General features: G+C 33.9%; 24 protein-coding genes. 10 read left to right on the top strand and 14 right to left on the bottom strand.

Annotated elements, in window-relative coordinates:
* Positions 1-23: 23 nt before the first annotated feature.
* The 14 genes from K345_RS19875 to K345_RS0105135 all read right to left on the bottom strand — a co-directional run bounded on the left by K345_RS19875 (position 24) and on the right by K345_RS0105135 (position 8,427).
* Complete coding sequence (locus tag K345_RS19875) at positions 24-1,922, bottom strand: phage terminase large subunit family protein (RefSeq protein WP_053228089.1); 1,899 nt, start codon at positions 1,920-1,922, stop codon at positions 24-26.
* Positions 1,906-2,457: a hypothetical protein gene (locus K345_RS0105205; RefSeq protein WP_028973272.1), complete on the bottom strand. Its 552-nt coding sequence runs from the start codon at positions 2,455-2,457 to the stop codon at positions 1,906-1,908. The genes K345_RS19875 and K345_RS0105205 overlap by 17 nt, the downstream gene beginning before the upstream one ends.
* A 222-nt stretch (positions 2,458-2,679) precedes the next feature.
* A complete protein-coding gene (locus K345_RS0105195) occupies positions 2,680-3,525 on the bottom strand; it encodes a tyrosine-type recombinase/integrase (RefSeq protein WP_028973270.1) in 846 nt (281 codons plus the stop codon).
* Complete coding sequence (locus K345_RS0105190; protein ID WP_028973269.1) at positions 3,522-3,779, bottom strand: hypothetical protein; 258 nt, start codon at positions 3,777-3,779, stop codon at positions 3,522-3,524. The genes K345_RS0105195 and K345_RS0105190 overlap by 4 nt, the downstream gene beginning before the upstream one ends.
* Complete coding sequence (locus K345_RS0105185; RefSeq protein ID WP_028973268.1) at positions 3,776-4,042, bottom strand: hypothetical protein; 267 nt, start codon at positions 4,040-4,042, stop codon at positions 3,776-3,778. Before K345_RS0105185 ends, K345_RS0105190 begins: the two co-directional genes overlap by 4 nt.
* A gap of 106 nt (positions 4,043-4,148) precedes the next feature.
* On the bottom strand, positions 4,149-4,499 hold the full coding sequence (locus K345_RS0105180) for a hypothetical protein (protein WP_028973267.1): 351 nt from the start codon (positions 4,497-4,499) through the stop codon (positions 4,149-4,151).
* Positions 4,500-4,503: 4 nt separating this feature from the next.
* Entirely contained in the window at positions 4,504-5,157 is a 654-nt protein-coding gene (locus tag K345_RS0105175; RefSeq protein ID WP_028973266.1) for a DUF2786 domain-containing protein, read from the bottom strand.
* A 127-nt stretch (positions 5,158-5,284) separates the two neighbouring features.
* Positions 5,285-5,467, bottom strand: coding sequence for a hypothetical protein (locus K345_RS0105170; protein WP_028973265.1), 183 nt, complete (start codon positions 5,465-5,467; stop codon positions 5,285-5,287).
* A 15-nt stretch (positions 5,468-5,482) separates the two neighbouring features.
* A complete protein-coding gene (locus K345_RS19870) occupies positions 5,483-5,953 on the bottom strand; it encodes a hypothetical protein (RefSeq protein WP_037571342.1) in 471 nt (156 codons plus the stop codon).
* A complete protein-coding gene (locus K345_RS22195; RefSeq protein WP_028973264.1) occupies positions 5,940-6,848 on the bottom strand; it encodes a phage replisome organizer N-terminal domain-containing protein in 909 nt (302 codons plus the stop codon). Before K345_RS22195 ends, K345_RS19870 begins: the two co-directional genes overlap by 14 nt.
* Positions 6,849-6,879: 31 nt before the next feature.
* Positions 6,880-7,116, bottom strand: coding sequence for a hypothetical protein (locus tag K345_RS0105155; protein ID WP_028973263.1), 237 nt, complete (start codon positions 7,114-7,116; stop codon positions 6,880-6,882).
* Between the two features lie 83 nt (positions 7,117-7,199).
* Positions 7,200-7,925: a BRO family protein gene (locus K345_RS22190; protein ID WP_053228088.1), complete on the bottom strand. Its 726-nt coding sequence runs from the start codon at positions 7,923-7,925 to the stop codon at positions 7,200-7,202.
* Positions 7,922-8,242 carry a hypothetical protein gene (locus tag K345_RS0105140; protein ID WP_028973262.1) on the bottom strand — a complete coding sequence of 107 codons (321 nt, stop codon included), beginning with the start codon at positions 8,240-8,242 and terminating at the stop codon, positions 7,922-7,924. Before K345_RS0105140 ends, K345_RS22190 begins: the two co-directional genes overlap by 4 nt.
* Positions 8,243-8,244: 2 nt before the next feature.
* Positions 8,245-8,427: a hypothetical protein gene (locus tag K345_RS0105135; RefSeq protein WP_028973261.1), complete on the bottom strand. Its 183-nt coding sequence runs from the start codon at positions 8,425-8,427 to the stop codon at positions 8,245-8,247.
* Positions 8,428-8,564: 137 nt separating this feature from the next.
* Between K345_RS0105135 and K345_RS22185 the strand changes: the two genes are divergently transcribed.
* The 10 genes from K345_RS22185 to K345_RS0105080 all read left to right on the top strand — a co-directional run bounded on the left by K345_RS22185 (position 8,565) and on the right by K345_RS0105080 (position 17,498).
* Entirely contained in the window at positions 8,565-8,963 is a 399-nt protein-coding gene (locus tag K345_RS22185; protein ID WP_053228087.1) for a helix-turn-helix domain-containing protein, read from the top strand.
* Between the two features lie 57 nt (positions 8,964-9,020).
* Entirely contained in the window at positions 9,021-10,001 is a 981-nt protein-coding gene (locus K345_RS22180; RefSeq protein WP_053228086.1) for a DUF4062 domain-containing protein, read from the top strand.
* 497 nt (positions 10,002-10,498) lie between these two features.
* Positions 10,499-11,833, top strand: coding sequence for an SIR2 family NAD-dependent protein deacylase (locus tag K345_RS0105120; RefSeq protein ID WP_028973260.1), 1,335 nt, complete (start codon positions 10,499-10,501; stop codon positions 11,831-11,833).
* An 80-nt stretch (positions 11,834-11,913) separates the two neighbouring features.
* Positions 11,914-12,303, top strand: a complete 390-nt coding sequence (locus tag K345_RS22175) for a hypothetical protein (RefSeq protein WP_053228085.1) — start codon at positions 11,914-11,916, stop codon at positions 12,301-12,303.
* 201 nt (positions 12,304-12,504) lie between these two features.
* A complete protein-coding gene (locus K345_RS0105110; protein WP_028973259.1) occupies positions 12,505-13,059 on the top strand; it encodes a hypothetical protein in 555 nt (184 codons plus the stop codon).
* The gene (locus K345_RS0105105) at positions 13,056-13,448 is read left to right on the top strand and encodes a hypothetical protein (RefSeq protein ID WP_028973258.1); all 393 of its coding nucleotides are present in this window, start codon (positions 13,056-13,058) and stop codon (positions 13,446-13,448) included. The genes K345_RS0105110 and K345_RS0105105 overlap by 4 nt, the downstream gene beginning before the upstream one ends.
* A gap of 131 nt (positions 13,449-13,579) precedes the next feature.
* Positions 13,580-14,308: a hypothetical protein gene (locus K345_RS0105100; protein WP_028973257.1), complete on the top strand. Its 729-nt coding sequence runs from the start codon at positions 13,580-13,582 to the stop codon at positions 14,306-14,308.
* A gap of 181 nt (positions 14,309-14,489) precedes the next feature.
* Positions 14,490-15,161 (top strand): hypothetical protein, encoded by a 672-nt coding sequence (locus K345_RS0105090; protein WP_028973256.1) that lies wholly within the window; start codon positions 14,490-14,492, stop codon positions 15,159-15,161.
* Positions 15,162-15,842: 681 nt separating this feature from the next.
* Positions 15,843-16,598: a DUF3427 domain-containing protein gene (locus K345_RS0105085; protein ID WP_028973255.1), complete on the top strand. Its 756-nt coding sequence runs from the start codon at positions 15,843-15,845 to the stop codon at positions 16,596-16,598.
* A gap of 15 nt (positions 16,599-16,613) precedes the next feature.
* Complete coding sequence (locus K345_RS0105080; protein WP_028973254.1) at positions 16,614-17,498, top strand: putative phage abortive infection protein; 885 nt, start codon at positions 16,614-16,616, stop codon at positions 17,496-17,498.

Raw genomic sequence — 17,498 nt, 5'->3', positions numbered from 1 at the left:
AAATACCTGACCGGTCTTTTTTATCAAGACCTAATGCCAGAACTATAGATTTTGCGCCCTTTTCGGGCTGTTTTGCGGGGTTTAGTGGAATAATTTTGTTGCACTTTCTCTTCTCCTGTTGGATAACAGGCTTCCATTTGACTCCATATTTTGTCAGAAAAGGAGTCAATTCCTCTTAAAGCCGCCGCTGATCGAGCATATTTACGACAATCTAGGGATTCATTCCTTTCTCTTATCTTTTCCCATGCAAAGGTAATCACTTTTGTTTTGGAGTTCTCCCTCTGGACCAACTGTTCTGCTGTTAACATTTGAAAATAGGATTCATCATAGTTTTCTGGAAAATGACAATAACCAGGAGGATATTCTCCTTCTTCTGGCTCAGATTTTAGATAACTGTAGATTTCGGATTTAATGATTCCGTCACCAACGTCATAACGGTATAAGGATATTTGGGTTTTCTTACCTGATACGACAAGATAAGCCGGTTGTGGTCTGGATATAACTGATTGAAGTGAGTAGGACCCTTTTACTGGAATGACTCGGTTTTGGGTGTATTTCATACAGAAATCAAAGACTTGAGTCTTGCGATATCCTTGGTCAATTGCCATTGTCCATATGGGCATCGATCCCCCTGATACGCGTTCAAATTGCCTTTCAAGTAGTTCAGATAGTTCTTTCCATGGTCCGGTTCCCTTTGTACTGGTATCTCCTAGGAATATGAAGTAATCAATAGACCAAGATTCTTTTCCTCGCCCCCAACCAACGACTTCACATTCTATCCGGTCTTGTTGTATATCCACACCAGCAGTAAGGAATAGAACGCCATCAGGAACTTGTCCTCTTAAATATCCACCCTTTCGGTAGAAGAGTTTTTCCCAGGCAGGCGCTTCCCCTTTGTCTTCATATGGGAGACCTAGTTCATGGTTTACAAAGGTTATGTAAGCGGCTGGATCGTCTTTAGAATCCAAATAGATCTGAACTACTTCTGCCCACGAGGTCCACGGACTGTAGAGTGAGGATAAATGAAAACCTACAATACCTTCTCGTGCCTTAGGATTTGTTGCAACCCAAACTCCTTCGCGTAACAGTTTTTCCTTATGGTGTTCATGAATCTTAGCTTTGCATGATTTGCATTCGTAATAGGTGGTATAGGGATTGTCCTCTGTGTATTTGATTTGTTCCCAAATCAGTTCCTGTTTTGCTCCACAATGAGGGCAGGGAACATGATATTTCCGTCTATCAGATTGTTCATAACCTTTTTCGATTCTGGAATGGCCCTTGATTGTTGGTGTTGAAACAGCAAATGACTTGGCTCTGGTGAATGTCCTCAATCGCTTTTGGGCTAGTTTGACAGGATCTCCTTCACCTCCCACATCACCGGGATAAGAATCCACTTCATCAGCAAATAGATATTTGATAGGTTTAGATCTTAGTTTGCTTGCAGATCTAGCGGAAATGATGGAAAGATATCCTCCAGGGAATCTTTTCATTAACCTGGTGTTTCCAGAATCCTGTTCTCTCGCGCTTCGTACTTTGGAGCGGAGGGAAGGGGAGTTCTCAATCATTGGATCAATACGTATGAGAGAATTGTCCTTTGCTGATTGCTCATCCCCCATGATCATCATAGCAGGACCGGGAGCATGATCGATTATGAATCCCAACCAGTTATTTCCTGCTTCTGTTCCTCCGGTTTGGGAACCTTTCATAAACCATGTTTCTTTGACCTTAGGATCTGATAAGCTATCCATAATCCCTTTAAGAAAGGGTGTTCTGGATGTTCTCCATATTCCTGGCTCTGCACTCGATTCCTTTGATAGGTACCGGTTAGCATTTGCCCATTGGGTTACTGTTAGTTTTTTCCCAGGTGAGATGTATTTAGATAGTAAAGTTTGAACCCATTGTTGATCAGGAGTCTTTCCCAAAGAAATCCTCCTCAGATGCTGTTTCAAGTAAGGAGCGCATTTCAGGTTCCAAACATTCCTCAAGAAGCCGTTCAATAGCCTTTACATCTAACCTCTCCAGTATCTCTTCCTTCTTTTTTTCACTTAGAGTTTCACCTAATATAGAATCTACATAATCTACAAAGACAGACTGACAACGGGGGGCTGAACGTATGGGGATAGCCATTATTAATTCTTTCATGCGATGGGTGAAATCAAAGAGTACATCCTCCACAGTTTCCTTAGTAATTAATGTTCCTGATTTCTCCTCGTACTCGAGTTTCTTGAGTTGAGTGTCATAATATTCCTTCTCTTTCTTGGTGGATCCATGGGTCTTCTCACTTGTTGTTGAAGGCCTATCTCTTTCTTCCCATCTGTAAGACATGAGCTCCCAATCAATCTTCTTGGGGTTTTCATTACTGTACTCAATACGTCCGGAACTGAGGGCTTTATAGACCGCCTGTCTTGTAACCTTCTTACGATTGGCAAACTCTGAAACTCCTATCAATTCAGCCATTTTGTAAACCCTAAATAAAATCTGTGTGGGAAAAATCTCAGCGCGCTTTGTGCCCGATATCCATAAAACCCCCTCTGGAAGGACCCTTTTTGCTTTACTTGTGGAAAAAACAGGTTCAAAAGATACGTTATGAACCCCTTTTTTCCACAAAAGCAAGGCAAAAGTGTAAACCTAGGGTGCAGTAAAGCATAAAACAGCTTAGGGTTTACATTTTGTGTCAACTTAAGGTTCATTTTGTAAACCTTCTGTCTGAGTGTACAAGTTATCCAGGAGGGTATAAGGTAGATCTATATGCACATAGGTATCATCTGTCGTCTTGATTGAACTATGACCAAGCATGAGTGATAAGGCTTTCCTTGCTTGTGGGGCTTGCCTCAGTACTTCCGTTGCAAAGGTATGACGGCAGACATGAGGACCAATCTTTCTCCTAGCTCCCCGTCTCACTATCTTGTAGACCTGCTGCCTAGTGTAGGCCTTTCCTGTCGATGTCTCAAAGAGAAAAACTTTTGATTCAAAAGCTCTGACAATCCTATTAATTAAGATGGTTTTGACTTGAACAGTTCGCTCTTTGGCTCCCTTACCATCAACCCTGATCAAGGAATGTTCTTCATCGATTGCTTCAATCCTTCGCTGGCGTTGAACACATACCTCGGATACTCTTAGCCCTGTCTTAGTAATGAACTCAATGAATAGGGAGGCTTTCAAGGAGGATGATAGGATAATTCTGTTTCTCTCAATGGGTGTTAGTATCTTAGATAGATTGATGGCTTTGGAATTAATAGGATCGGGTTTGACCTTACGTATTCCTTCATAGAATCTAAAAGCTTTGACATTATCTAAGGCTTCGTCTGATTCCTCAAATAGGGTAATCAACCTCTTTTTCACTCCTGCTATGTATTGGTTCCTTGTTCTTACGGCATACCCCTGTTCTCGTAAGAACTGTTTGAATTGGATCAAACTACTTGATGATAGATCCAGTCTTCTGGTTTTACAGAAGGCAATAAACTTCTTAATGCCTGGAACATAATTGTCTTTGATACTCAGCCATTTGTATTCTGTGTCGTTCATTTCAAATAACCCTCATAACTAGAACGGAGCTGTTGAACTCTCGCATAGATATCCATCCTAAAGACCAATACGGATCCCCCTTTGCAATACCTCACTTCCTGTTTAATGGGTAATGTGGCTCCTATATCTAACAATAACCTCAATGCTCTGGGCTTTGAGGTCTGTAAGATATGGGACAATTCATGAGAGGTTAATCCGATGGGCCCTGCTTTGCGGAGTTTTTCTTCAATGATTAAAAACTCCTTTGCTGTCATAGGTAATTCTCCATTGATTCTTCAGGTAGGCGAATAGAATCTTCAATGGGAGCTAGAAATCTATCCTGTAAATTCTTGAATAGTTCTATACAGGTTTGGGCAGGTAAGGCTTTAATCAATTGATCAGCTAAAACCTCTGCTTGATCTCTGAAATGTTTTGTCATTTCCTTATTGGAATGATAAAGAGCTGGCTTTACCGCTCCTTCAATCTTGATAATGACATGATCAGTTTCTGGGGCTTTTGTTATAGTGAATTCCTTCATGTGTTCCTCCTGTAATAAAAAAGGGCAATGAAAGGATATAGTTATCCTTAGCATTGCCCCTGGTTTTTCCTAGTTGGCTATCTTAGTAATTTGTCTTTGTGTTTAGTTAAGCTTCGTTTGGTAGAAACCTTGGTTTGTAAAAGGGATCTATCAATGAGATCTTTCCTCTTTTGAGGGTCAGTTTGATACCGCATTCTCCATAGTTAATGGTCCTAACGGCTTTGTCCAACCATTGAAGACCATCGTTTAGATTCCTAATGTCATTGCTATAAACAGCAGTATTTTGTTCTTTACAGATTAGTCTGTCTAACTTTTCTTTAACTGTTATCGTTTTATCTGGAAAAGTTGGATCATTAATAAATATCTTTTGGAAGAATGGATCATCATCAAGGGTCTTTGTAAAATCAATATATTGAAGCAATACGTCCACTTCTTCATTTGTTAAATCTACTAGCATGGTGTTACCTCTTTATTTCATCAAATATAGGAGCTTGAAGTCCATCCCTTTGGCCTTTTAAGTAAGCTTCCTTAATGACCGTTGATTGTCTGGATCTTCTCATTCTCCCTTTGGTAAGTTGTTCTACATACTCATTCGATCGGTTTTGAATGACTAGTAATCCTTTTTCTTCTGTATTGTCTGGCTGTTTTCTTTTGGATAATACTTCTGTCACAGTTCCTATAATGCTGATGGATACACCCATTAAGTAAGAATCTCTTAATCTTGGGTGATAGTATTTTGACTTCTGTAGGAAGTGAGATCTGATTTTCTTAAACATGATCTTAGTTACTTCCACATTGTCTTTCGTTCCTACAAATACTATTTGAACACTACCTGTGGAATATGTAACAAGCATGGTTGAACAAAAGTTAAGCTCTGCGATGACTGCAGCTATTCGCCTTTCCCATTTCTTAGAAGATTTGAACAGGGAATCTTCTATCAGGTCTGGTTCTTCCAGGGATATATCAGACATTTCGAGGTTGTATTTTGCTAGTAATTTATTCGCTTGTAACATGGCAAGGTTCGCTTCATGTTCATTATCGCTTTCAGATAATGACAAGAGTTTGGCTACCTTCTTTTTGATGTCTTCAATATCTATGTTTGTCTCTGTTCCCATGGTACTCACTCCTAATGCCCCTTAAAATACAACGTAGTAGCTAGAATTACCAATAGGGTAAAGGGAATTGCTACTATGGATAATCTTAAAATAATCCCCAACTTATAAAGGAATTGGTTTTTCCTTTTTAATCTGGATAAACACATTTTAAGCCTCTCATGGATCGTAATCCTATTTCTCCTTTGGGTAGGGGCCTATCCTCTTTAGGTCCTTCTGCTTTAATGGGAAATCTTCTTCTCGGTGGTGTTAACCTTACCCATTCAGGAATAGCCGAATAATCATAAAAAGCTTGTCCATCTATATAATACATTTTGATTCCTTAGGTTTAATTGCTCTTATCTAAACCCACAAAACTAAGTTGCTTCTTCAATTCTGGGGTTACTTCTACTCTGTTTTTGTACTGGTGCAGTCGCTTAAGGGCTTCGTCTTCTAGCATAACTTCCTCTGGATAGGTCTCTGCTGTGTACAGAGTCCTTTCATAATTCTCATTACAGCTTGGACAACGGGATATTTCAGGAGAGTTTTCAAATAAGCATCCACAGTTATTACACTTCCAAAAGATGACTTTTGAGCTATATCTTTGCTGGAAAGGTATCTCATTGACCTTTGCAATCTTGTTGATCATTCCCCATTTTGGGGGAAAGGATGAATCATAGCTGTCAATGAAGATTCTAAATAACTTACTCCTTCCTGAGTCTGTAAATCGTCTTACACCGTCAAGAATATCCCTAGCATCAACAGGTGTTAGTTTGTTGAACCGCTGTCTTAGTCCTTCCACAAAATCACGATCTGTCATGGTTTTCTACCTCCTCCCAAAAATTATCCTGGTATGAATCCTGAGGGCTTTCTCTGGGGTGTAGTTCGCGATTCTTACGGTAAACGGTGAAAGGATCTGAATCGTTGATGAATAGATTAATCCCCTTTTCCAAGAAGCTGAGAAGGTCCTGGTAGCGGAATCCTAATTTGTAGTTATCCTGATCATTCATGATCTGGATATAGTTGGTAATGGCTTCCTTCACTTCTGATTTAGAATAGAAACTCATTTCCTCAAGTACTGTTCCCAAACGATAGGCTGATATGTGAGGGAGTAGCTTACGAAAGTCAGGTTTGAAATCTTGGTCCTTAGCGAATTGGATGATTTCTTCCAGGTCTGTCCCTGTGTATATACTCTTGTTCTTATTCTTTGTCTTATTCTTATTCTTATCTGTAGCGGGACATTCGGGGGACGGCATGGGGACGTCCTCGTCCTGTCCCTGTTCTGTCCCTGTCTTGTCCCGTGGGACATCCTGATTTGAAGACAATCCAAGGGCTAATTTTTCTCTGTATTTCGCCTTTCTTTGACGTTCCTTTTCCCTCATATTCTCGATTTTCTCAAGTTCCTGGTGTTTCTCAAAGTTAGAAATTAAATAGGTTCCCTCTTCGACTTTTTCCACCATTCGTAATCGTTCGAACATTTCTAATCCTAGCTTTACCGTGTTGAGGGGAATGTCCAGCTCATCACTCAGGATTTCATCGGTGAAGGGAATGTTTTCACCGATTTCCAGTACTCCTGGGCGACCGCTTTTCATGCCTAGACAGAGTATTCCTACCCATAGGACAAACATATTGTCACCGTCAGGCATCTTTCGAATGACTTTGATCTTGGTGTCATTGAGTATGTTAATATCGAGTTTAATAAATGATAGATTCATACACTTCTCCTAAATTGTTGGGATACTGTTTTTATTGTTCGATTTGCTTCAAGATTCGCTTGCTCAATAGGCTTTTATTGATGAGATAAGTGTTCTTGAAGGTGGTGTGTATGTTTTTTAACCTCCTTTTATTTGTTATATCTTTCAAAAGCGACTCTGAGGTCGTGTTTGCTTTGGTTAGGTCGGTATCAATAGAGTTTAGGTTTTGCATAATATCGTCGTATTGATCCTTTCTAAGGATAAGTAAGTAATCATCATAATTTTCCATTGCAATATCCTTTGTTTGTTAGTATTATGGATATATGAAGGTCATTCACATACCTTCTAAATTGTTGAGAGGCTGGCCGTTGGTCAGCTTTTTTTGTCTTCATCGTGTTCTTCCTGTGAAATCAAGGTTGTAACAAAATCTCTTCCTAAACCTGTTAATTTCCTGTAATACAATATTTTATTACCTCGTTCCTCCTGTTTGATTTGTTCATATCCTTTGTCAGAATACTTGCTAGTGCATACCCAACAGCCATTCACTTTGTATTGAAAACCAAGTTTTTGAAGTTGCTTATTAAGCTTTGAAGCACTGGTAAATCCTAATTCCTTTGCTAGTTCTGTTATGGTATAGGTTTTACCTGTATGAATAAGTTTGTTGATCCTGGATTCTTTGATTTGGTTATCTATCTCCAAGGATTGTCGTTTTTCGACTTCTTCAGCATAGGCTCGTAGAGCTTCAGGGAAGGTTTGGGGTATCTTCTTACTGTTGTAAGATCCTGTTCGACGTATAGAGGGGAGTACTTCAGAGGTTACCCATCGTTTGAAGGCTTTGGCTTGAGGTTTACGAGAACGTAGGATAAGGGAATATAAGCCAGATTCATTGATGATAAGAAGGTCTCTTCCTCCTGATAGACCAATGTGTTTACTAGACACATTGCTTTTGTCTTCATCATCCAAGTATCTAACACTATCCCTTGGTGTGATTTCTAGTGACTGGCATATATCCATCGCTATGAACCAAGGCTGTTGTTCTTTGTAGACTACTCGAACTTTCCCAAAGGATGTGTTATCAAAGCTTATAATATCACTCATGGCTCTTGCCCTTCATATTCCGCAAGAATCTGGTCATAGTCTTTTGGAAGCCATTCTGCTACTTCCTTCCAATGGAACCCCCATTTGCCTTGGGACAGTCTGTGAGGTACTCCAAAGTTTGGTAGTAATAGGGGCTGTGTTGATACTAGGTTGATAGAATATCCTTTCATTTCCGCTACTTCTTCCCGTGAATACCATTCTTTGGTGAGAAAGGATCGTGATTGGATTATGTCTATCTTAGCTTCTAGTGCTTTTAGGTGCTGCACAAAGTCGGCGGCTTCTTTTTCATCTAGGATGGAGTAGGCTATTGTGCTCATGACTATACTTCCTTCTCTAGATTAGAAGATTTCTCCCACTCTTCAAGGGATGAAATAAGCAAGGTTTTGACAAATGGTGCTCGTTTACGACCTGTTTTACTCAAGAATAATTTCAAACGTCTAGCTTCATCATTTGAAACCCGAATTACAGTGTCTAGTTTTATACTATCTTGTGATGTGATCATATCCACTCCTTTAGGCGTGTTTTCTATATGATTACTCTATAGGAAGTGTTTGTCAAGAGGGAATTACATATAATTACTTTAAAGAGCGTGCTAACATAACGATAATACAATGAAAATAGGTTCTTATGGAGTGTTGTATGAGTTTTCAAGTTAATTTACGTTCTATTATGAAAGCAAAGGACATCACCGCTAAAGACTTAGGAAATCTAACTGGATTAAGCTATAGAACGATAGAGGGATGGTTAAGTAGTCAGTCTAAAATACCTAGAGTTGACATTGCATTTTCTGTAGCAGAAGCTTTGAACGTTAGCTTAGAGTATTTAGTTACAGGAAAGGAAAATACTCAATATAAAAGGCAAGATTTTATTGATGATATATATATGAAAGAAAATATTGTCTCATATGGTGAGAAGTCAATAATTAGGGAATTATGCAATGAAGCTTCGAAATTATCTAGTAGTAGGATAAAAGAGCTTTTAGAGATGGTTAGGGTTTTTCAGAAGTTGGATGAGGGGAAGATGGCTGATCAGGCTTAGATTAATTTGCTTGTGATAAAATGATAAATCAAAAAATATAGAAAATAGGGGCGTGATTTGAAAAAGAAGTATCAGGTATTTATTTCTTCAACATATATAGATTTAATAGATGAAAGAAATGCGGCTGTAGAGGCTATATTAATGGCTAATCATATACCTGCAGGGATGGAACTTTTTAAACCAGGAAAAGAACAATTAGAGACAATTAATAGATGGATAGATGACTCAGATATTTATTTACTTATTTTGGGTAAACGTTATGGTAGTATTGATATAAAAACTGGTAAAAGTTATACGCACCTTGAGTATGAATATGCCTTAGAACGAGAAAAAATATATAAAAAGAGTAAAAAAAATTTCCCTATATTCACAATTATCCTAGAGGATGAATATGTTCGAAACAAAAGAAGTGATAATAACTTTTATGAGAAAGAGAATGTTGCTAAGTATGAAGAATTTTTAAATCTGGTAAATAGTAGAGTTGTAAAATATGTTTCGTCTGAGAAAGATTTGCAATTAGCTATTGTTCAGACATTAGCTGATATTGATAAGGAATATATACTAGATGGATGGATTAGAACATCTTTTACTCAGGATAATACTTTATCAGAACAAGCCATAGATGTTGATGTTCCTATGTCAAATAAAGATATTGAAAATCAATTAGATAAATCTATTTGCATTAAAGGAAGAGTTCTTAAAAAATCAATGTATAATGATAGAATAATTGGTGTTAGTAATAGAGATTTAACCATTACATATAAGGAAATATTTTTAACAATAGCACCATTTCTGCGAACAGAAAATATTGAAGAATCGGTTGTTAAAATCTTTACAACACAATTAAGCAAGAACATTATTAAAATGAACGACAAATTTAAAATTGATTATCAGGATTTTCATAAAATTGAAATTTGTTTTGAAAAATTGGGTTTGATTTGCATAAAAAAAAGAAAAGATAAACAAGATATAGAGCATTTGTATTGGTCTTTAACAAAATTAGGTGAAATTTCGTTAATTGAGTGGATGGAAATTTAATACTTCATATTTATGACATATGAAGTTGTAAAAAGCTAATGTTAAATAAAAATTGTTTACTCAAAATCGCGGGAGTAGATTATGTCTAAAATAGGATATTACAAAGGAAAGCATTACTCTGATTACATTGATCAGATTTAAAAATATAAAAAAGATAATGACGTCATTAATGCCATTATTTTATTATTAGACATTCTAGATGCTGTTGAAGATGAATCTAGAGTAACAGAAACAGGTGTGGCTCCTTGGTATTATGAGCAGCTTGCTACTTTATTTAGAAAAATAATGAATATGAGAAAGAATTAAATATTTTAGAACGATATAGTTTACTAATTCGTGCTAGAGGTTAAAGTTATAAGAAGTTGTTAGAGAGATTGGATAAGGTCAGAAAGAAATTAACGTAGAAGATAGGAAATACAGATACATTATCTTTAATATAATAGTTTATTTGATAATCAATTGTGATTTGATGGTGTTTCATTGAAGGATACAAAACAATGACAAAAAATGATGTATACGAAAGAATAGCAGAATCTGCACGGTTTGGTAATCTGGGATTATTTATTGGATCAGGTTTTTCAAAAGCTCTTTTCGAAATAGAGAATTTAGATCAGAACGCTAGACCATTAACATGGATAGAGCTCCTTAAAGAAATTGGTAGTAATATGAATGTAGAATTGGATGAAAAAATGATAAAATTTCATTCTTGTCCTGAAATTGCATCAATTATGTGCAAAAAGATAGCAAAAAAGGATAATATTCCAGTAGCAGAAGCTAGAACAAGGATGAAGAATCTGATTTCCCAACTAACTTGTTGGTATTCTAATCAAATGCAACGATTTTGTTTTGGCGTTCATGTTGAAGAATTAAAACCTGAATGGATTATTACAACAAACTACGATTTGCTATTAGAAAGTTTATTGCCTGATAATTTTATATCCTTAAGTACTAAAGATTCTTTTATTACCCAAAATGGAGTACTCCCCATATACCATCTTCATGGAATTAGAACTGATCCAAATTCAATAATTATAACTAACGAAGACTATATAAAACTGTTTAGGCCAAACAGTTATAATTTACAAAAGCTATCTTTTACAATTAATGAATCTACCACTTTGATGATGGGATATAGTATAGGCGACCCTAATGTTCTAACTGCCATTGATTGGTCGGAGAATATATATACTCAAAATAAGGAATATTATCCTAATGGTGTTATTCAATTAGCCTATTCTGATGCTGAAGACGATGGAAAAGTTGTAATTTCAGAAGAAGGTATAATCATTTTAAAGACCAGTTCTTTATTAAAAAGTATAAAAGATATTACGAAGGTAATTAAACAAAGATACAAATGGGAGCAATCACCCCTCAATGGGGAAGCCAAACATAGATTTTCACTTGTTAGTATAAGTGAACCAAATACAGATAAATTTATAAATGATCATAGTTATAGAATTGAAAGTTTAACAATGGTTAATGATAATCACTTATCTACTAGTGAAGATAATCTACTTTTTTTATACAAGATATTTGATGAATGTTGGAATGATATAGATACAAAAGATTCTGGAAAGCCATTTAAAAAAATCTTAGAAATCATTCTTGATATATTTAAATACGTGAATTTTGATAAAAGAAAACCATCATTATTCGAACTTTTAACTTCTAATCTATGTAAAGTATTTCGTCAAATTAAGAATAATATTGATGCAAATGCTGATACATTAAAACTTTGGTCTAATAGAAAGATTGAAATCTCTTACAAAATACATGAAGAAATTAAACAATATGTTAAATGCAATGGATACGATGATATAGATATTATATAAAAAGAGAAAGTGTAATTGATTTATTATAAAACTGTAAACATATTTTTGATATGAGCTTTAAAAATAGACTTAAATATTTAATGAAAAAGAAATCAGTATCTAGAAAAGAATTGATCTATCGTACAGGGGTGAAAAGTTCTGTTATAGATTCCTTTTTACAGTCCGAAATCCTTCTCCCAAGGGCTGATCAAGCCATTTTAATTGCTGAAGCATTGGATTGTCCTGTTGAATATCTCATTCTCGGACGAATAAGCAGACAAGAGTTAATCAACGATTTTCTCAAGATTCTATTTGAACTATCTAGAGATAGGGTGGTAGAATTGTATGAGATGGGGAAGATGTTTCTTCGTTTGGATAGTGTTAGTCCTAAAGGGAAAGAGGGGGAAATGTTATTGATTTTCCTTCCCAATAGATCGATCGGTAATTTATTTTATTTACTTCATAAATACTTGAATCAAAATGATCGATAATTGAGTAACAATAAGTGTATGAATTGAAAAATAAAATGTTTTTAAATTGTTCTAAACTTTACTACTAACTTAGTTGTGTGTTATCGACTAGGTTCTTTTCTTGGGAAACATTGCTTTCTTTTCTACGAGATTATACCCCCCCTTTTTTGTAATAGGGGCTTTGGCCCCTGTTTTTATCTTTAGTACAAGAAGGTTAGAATAATGTTCAATTTATTAAACATAAATGATTACTTTAAGATGGTAATTTTCAATTGGGAACAAACTTCAAAAAGGAATACATATCCTGAATATGAGTATGGATTGATAAATACCATAATTTCATTGAATCATTTGTTTGATTGGACTTTAAAAGATGAAGAAATAATTTCAGAAAGTGGAAAAGATAATTGTTTAAAATTGTTAAATCCATATGAACCTAGTGACAAAATACCTCGAGATTTTAATCCTTACTATAAAAAAAGAACTTTTCCTTCAACAAATCCTTACCAGTTTACAATTCGACTTTTAGCTAATAAAGCTAAGCATTTCAAAAAAGTACCTATAGTAAAGGGCAAAAAAGGTCCAATATGTAGTGTATCTGGAACTTTTGGTGCTGGAGATGATGATTCCTATTCGGGTTATTTTACACAATATAAGTATGTGGTTGAGATTAATGGAAGGGATGAAGATGTAAGTGATGTAATTTCAACAACTATAGATACCTGGAAGAAGTTTTTTAGTGATGAGAATAATTATCTTGATAAGGATTTTATATGAATAATCAGTTATTAAAATCAAATGCCCACTCATTTTACTTGGCTGGTGAAAGGTGTATGCAGCAAATAGAAGTTGAAGGCAATATCCAATTTTTAGCTGTACCAGCAGCTGTTAACTATGCTTTTTCAATAGAATTAGCTCTCAAATATTTGATAGGAAATGCGACTAGAGGTCATGATCTTGAAAAACTATTTAATGAATTAGAAGTAAATATTGGAAAAGATATTATTGAAAGGATGAGTTTTGATAGAGAAACATTTCTTTCAAAATTACATGCATTTTCAAGGACCTTTGAAGATTGGAGATATTTACATGAAACTAAAACTGATAAGTCCTTTGATAGAAAGTTTTTACATGAATTAGGGGGAATATTGCTAAAATATTGTTAATAAAATGCATAATTCAGATTAAAAGGAAATCAAAATGATAAACTTGATTATTGATACCAATATATTAATAAAAGGTATAGCTATTCCCCTTTAAATAGGGACCATCTATAACAAATAAGGTTGTAAAAGATATGGATGAAAAAAATAAGTTAATAAATTCTTTCTTGAATGGAAGTAAAGAAGTATTAACTGAATATGGTGAAATGGGGTTTGATAGTTTGATTGAGCGAATATCTAGTAGCGATAGTTTACTTCAAGAAATACCATTTCTCAAAAGTTTATATACGCTAAATAATATACGTTCTAATATTCAAGAAGCTTTTTTTGTTAAAAAGTATGCTTGCTTCATTGGTGTAATTAATCAAGTAATATCAAGTAATGATATGGAAAAAATAAAAAAACTCTTAGTTCATAACCAAAATATGCATAAGTTAATTGAAAACACAATTGTGCAATTAGATAGATACCAATCTGAATTGAAAGCTAAGGTTTTAGGACTTTTATTTGTAAAAACGTTCGATAAGAATATATTTACTATTGATGAATATAATACTCTTTTGTTTAGTATCGATAATATTCATCCCACAGTCGGTTTTCCTTTACTAAAAAAGTACTATGATATTGAAATGAAAAAACAAGAAACTGAAACTAATATATCTCTTTTGAAATTAAATAGTGAAGAAGCAAATCTAGATTATTCATCTATAGTTCAGTCATGTTTAATAAAAATACCAATTGCATTTATAGGAGGAGGGAACGCTAATGGCTCTTCTCCTGGTATTCCTCGGGGAGGTAGTCTTAATGAATTGGGTATTAAATTTTGTGAACATATTATAAAGGAAACTTATAAAGAGATATAAATATTGGGGATTACACTTAGTGGACAAGTTGAAATAAAGGTAATAAATTCAAAAATGAGTAATATGAGAAAAATCCGGTTATTAGAATTGAAAGAAGATTTAGAAGAAGCATTGCAAGCACTATAGTTTATATTAATCAGGATAATGTAAATCATTTTAAATAATATTTAATGGAGATTATATGGACAATATATTAGAAAATTCACCTTCACTAGGCATCTTTGAAAAAGTATACTCATTGTATAATGAAGAATCTATTCTATATGACACTCTTAATTATATACTGATGGTATCATCACAGATATTAAATATAGCTAATATTTTAATATCGTTAACAGTGTATTTAATTAACAAGGATTACTATAAGGATATGAGTAATTATTTTTTATTAGCATTGGTAGTTTCTCTGTCGTTTATGACTATCCTAGTTCTTCGACGTCAGTATCATACAAAGAAAGTTTACTATAAAATTACTGGAGTAAAGAAAAACCCTTCATCACATGAAATGTTCTATGTTAGTACTAAATATAAAGAGATTACCGAAGCAGAATTAAAAATATCGAAGAGAGTTGCTAATTTTAACTTAGAGATTTTAAATCCAGAATTTAAACCCTTAGCTCCGATTTCATTTTTTCAATTAGTCTATATTCCATTTATTATCAGTCTTGTAACAATTAATATAACTGGAGCAACTTTTGATGGTGGGAAAGCTTTAATGATTTTTATTTTTTGGATACCAGTAATTGGAATGTCTTACTGGATAATAGAACGTTTTTTTAACCGTAAATTCTATAATCTACAGTTATTTGTTAGACATATTGAAGTTGCATTACTTGGGAGAGAAGAGTGTTGAAATATAAAAGCATATTACTAAAGATTATAGTAATGAAATTGTATTATCAGCTAGAACTCGAGCCTGTAAATAAATCGATCGGTAATTTATTTTATTTACTTCATTAATACTTGAATCAAAATGATCGATAATTGAGTAACAATAAGTGTATGAATTGAAAAATAAAATGTTTTTAAATTGTTCTAAACTTTACTACTAACTTAGTTGTGTGTTATCGACTAGGTTCTTTTCTTGGGAAACATTGCTTTCTTTTCTACGAGATTATACCCCCACTTTTTTTTGTAATAGGGGCTTTGGCTCCTGTTTAAAACTGAGAATTGTAGGAAGTATAAGTTGTTACGAATAAATCCTCTTAAAAATTGAGTGGAGAAATGCATGAAGATCTTGTTTGCCCTGTTGTAAAGTACTGTTCATATCTTACAGAAAAACGTTAGATTTTTAGATTTTGATAGTAAGGAACTCTTAGAACTTGACAGCATTACTACTCCATTAGAAATAAATATTGTTAATCCAATATTTATTAAGTGTATCAGAAATGTAAACAGCACTGATAAGGTTCAATTAGATTAAATATTAATACTTGAAACGTGTTAATATAATATGTGCATCTGTGGATCAAGTACAATTGTAGAAGTTTTTGTAATTAAAATATAAATAAAATGGGAAAGTAAGGAGTCATATATGAGTTTATTTTCTTGTGGTACTACATATAGTAAAAAAGATATTTACTCTCTAATTAAAGTACCTAAAAATAAGCAAGGTGGGAATTGGGATACAGGCTATAACAAATATAATAGTGACTATTATTTGTTTGTTAATATAGATAGTAGTGGTCGAACAGGACATGATTATAATAATTATTTTGTTTCACCTGAAATACTACACTGGGAAGCCAAATCTAAAACTGTATTTGAACAACCACAAATACAAGAACTAATTACTACTAAAAATGTTTATATTTTTTGTAGAGAAAAAAACACTGATCCATTTGTTTTTCATGGTTTAGCAATCCCATTCATTGTGATTAAAAATAGTCCAGTAATAATAATATGGCTACTTCGTTGCCCTGATCCTAAATCGAGTAATATTTTGGATAAGAACTTTAATGAAGAGGTATACAATGAGGGGGCAATAAAAAGAATACTATCAAAAACTATTGAGCGAAATAAAAAAGCCCGTGAGGAATGTATAAAAGAATATGGATATAAATGCGCTGTTTGTGGGCAATCGATGGAAAATGTATATGGTGAGATTGCAAGTAAAATCATTCATATACATCATTTAAAAGAAATTACTTCTTTCACTGGTATTCATAATATTGATCCCAAAAAGGATTTAAGACCAGTATGTCCGAATTGTCATGCAGTGTTACATATTAAGAAGCCTTGTCTTTCTATCGAAGTATTGAAGAAAATATATGAAGAAAACAATAATTAATTATTGGAATATAGAATGGCAAGAAACAGTAGACTAAAGTATGTAATTTTTCAAAGTGTATTGAAGTATTCTAGCTTCGTCTTTTTATTTTTAACTATTATACTTTATTTCTTAATAATTTTTAACAAGTCTTTTATAACATTTTCAGGGAAATTTGACTTTGAATTGATTCCTATATTTAGCAGTTTATTTAGTGGATTAGTAGGTACAACTGGGACTATCGCTAGTGCACTATTTGTAGCCACAGTTTTTGTTAATCAAAGAAGTTCTCAAGAGATTGAAAAAATTGAAACTTTATATTTTAAACTACTTGATTTTCACCGTGACAATTTAAATAGAATAAAAATATCTAATTACGAACGAAGCAAAAATAAAAAGTTGGTCGGAACAGCAGCTTTAGCTAATATGAAGGAACAACTAGAAAATTGTATATCATTATTGACACGTAATATTGATTACCTATTTATCAAAGAAAAATTATCTGATCAGATAATATATGATATAGGATTTCAATTAATGTATTTTGGAAGAATTACAAAAATTGATAGTCAAATTAAACTTGATGATCAGTTTGAAAGTCGGATTATGCATGAAATAACAAGATATGAACAGGAGTATAATTGGGACCTTTCTAGGAGCTGCTCTGCCTCATTAGGTTCATATTTTCGGAATATGTATGAAGCAGTAAACGTGATTGAACAATCTGAATATCTAAGTGAAGGGGAAAAGTCCGAATATGTAAATATATTAAGAACTCAATTATCTATCGACGAACAAATTTTACTTTTTTATTATTCAAATACTGATATAGGACAAAACTGGAAAAATATAATTAATAAGTACAACCTAAGTTCAGAGGTTCAATATAGTCAACTTAGGCATATAAAAATAATTTTATAA

The organism is Spirochaeta cellobiosiphila DSM 17781, assembly GCF_000426705.1.
GTDB lineage: Bacteria > Spirochaetota > Spirochaetia > DSM-17781 > DSM-17781 > Spirochaeta_E > Spirochaeta_E cellobiosiphila.
The sequence above is the reverse complement of the archived record's forward strand: the minus strand, read 5'-3'. Positions and strand labels throughout refer to the sequence as shown.

Coding starts and splice junctions, on each gene's coding strand:
- K345_RS0105105 (WP_028973258.1), top strand. CDS start 13,056: ATGAATAATCAGTTATTAAAATCAAATGCCCACTCATTTTACTTGGCT.
- K345_RS0105195 (WP_028973270.1), bottom strand. CDS start 3,525: ATGAACGACACAGAATACAAATGGCTGAGTATCAAAGACAATTATGTT.
- K345_RS0105100 (WP_028973257.1), top strand. CDS start 13,580: ATGGATGAAAAAAATAAGTTAATAAATTCTTTCTTGAATGGAAGTAAA.
- K345_RS0105180 (WP_028973267.1), bottom strand. CDS start 4,499: ATGCTAGTAGATTTAACAAATGAAGAAGTGGACGTATTGCTTCAATAT.
- K345_RS0105155 (WP_028973263.1), bottom strand. CDS start 7,116: ATGGAAAATTATGATGATTACTTACTTATCCTTAGAAAGGATCAATAC.
- K345_RS0105175 (WP_028973266.1), bottom strand. CDS start 5,157: ATGGGAACAGAGACAAACATAGATATTGAAGACATCAAAAAGAAGGTA.
- K345_RS0105110 (WP_028973259.1), top strand. CDS start 12,505: ATGTTCAATTTATTAAACATAAATGATTACTTTAAGATGGTAATTTTC.
- K345_RS0105120 (WP_028973260.1), top strand. CDS start 10,499: ATGACAAAAAATGATGTATACGAAAGAATAGCAGAATCTGCACGGTTT.
- K345_RS0105080 (WP_028973254.1), top strand. CDS start 16,614: ATGGCAAGAAACAGTAGACTAAAGTATGTAATTTTTCAAAGTGTATTG.
- K345_RS22185 (WP_053228087.1), top strand. CDS start 8,565: ATGAGTTTTCAAGTTAATTTACGTTCTATTATGAAAGCAAAGGACATC.
- K345_RS0105205 (WP_028973272.1), bottom strand. CDS start 2,457: ATGGCTGAATTGATAGGAGTTTCAGAGTTTGCCAATCGTAAGAAGGTT.
- K345_RS0105140 (WP_028973262.1), bottom strand. CDS start 8,242: ATGAGCACAATAGCCTACTCCATCCTAGATGAAAAAGAAGCCGCCGAC.
- K345_RS0105170 (WP_028973265.1), bottom strand. CDS start 5,467: ATGTATTATATAGATGGACAAGCTTTTTATGATTATTCGGCTATTCCT.
- K345_RS0105135 (WP_028973261.1), bottom strand. CDS start 8,427: ATGATCACATCACAAGATAGTATAAAACTAGACACTGTAATTCGGGTT.
- K345_RS22175 (WP_053228085.1), top strand. CDS start 11,914: ATGAAAAAGAAATCAGTATCTAGAAAAGAATTGATCTATCGTACAGGG.
- K345_RS0105190 (WP_028973269.1), bottom strand. CDS start 3,779: ATGACAGCAAAGGAGTTTTTAATCATTGAAGAAAAACTCCGCAAAGCA.
- K345_RS0105085 (WP_028973255.1), top strand. CDS start 15,843: ATGAGTTTATTTTCTTGTGGTACTACATATAGTAAAAAAGATATTTAC.
- K345_RS0105090 (WP_028973256.1), top strand. CDS start 14,490: ATGGACAATATATTAGAAAATTCACCTTCACTAGGCATCTTTGAAAAA.
- K345_RS22190 (WP_053228088.1), bottom strand. CDS start 7,925: ATGAGTGATATTATAAGCTTTGATAACACATCCTTTGGGAAAGTTCGA.
- K345_RS19870 (WP_037571342.1), bottom strand. CDS start 5,953: ATGACAGATCGTGATTTTGTGGAAGGACTAAGACAGCGGTTCAACAAA.
- K345_RS22195 (WP_028973264.1), bottom strand. CDS start 6,848: ATGAATCTATCATTTATTAAACTCGATATTAACATACTCAATGACACC.
- K345_RS0105185 (WP_028973268.1), bottom strand. CDS start 4,042: ATGAAGGAATTCACTATAACAAAAGCCCCAGAAACTGATCATGTCATT.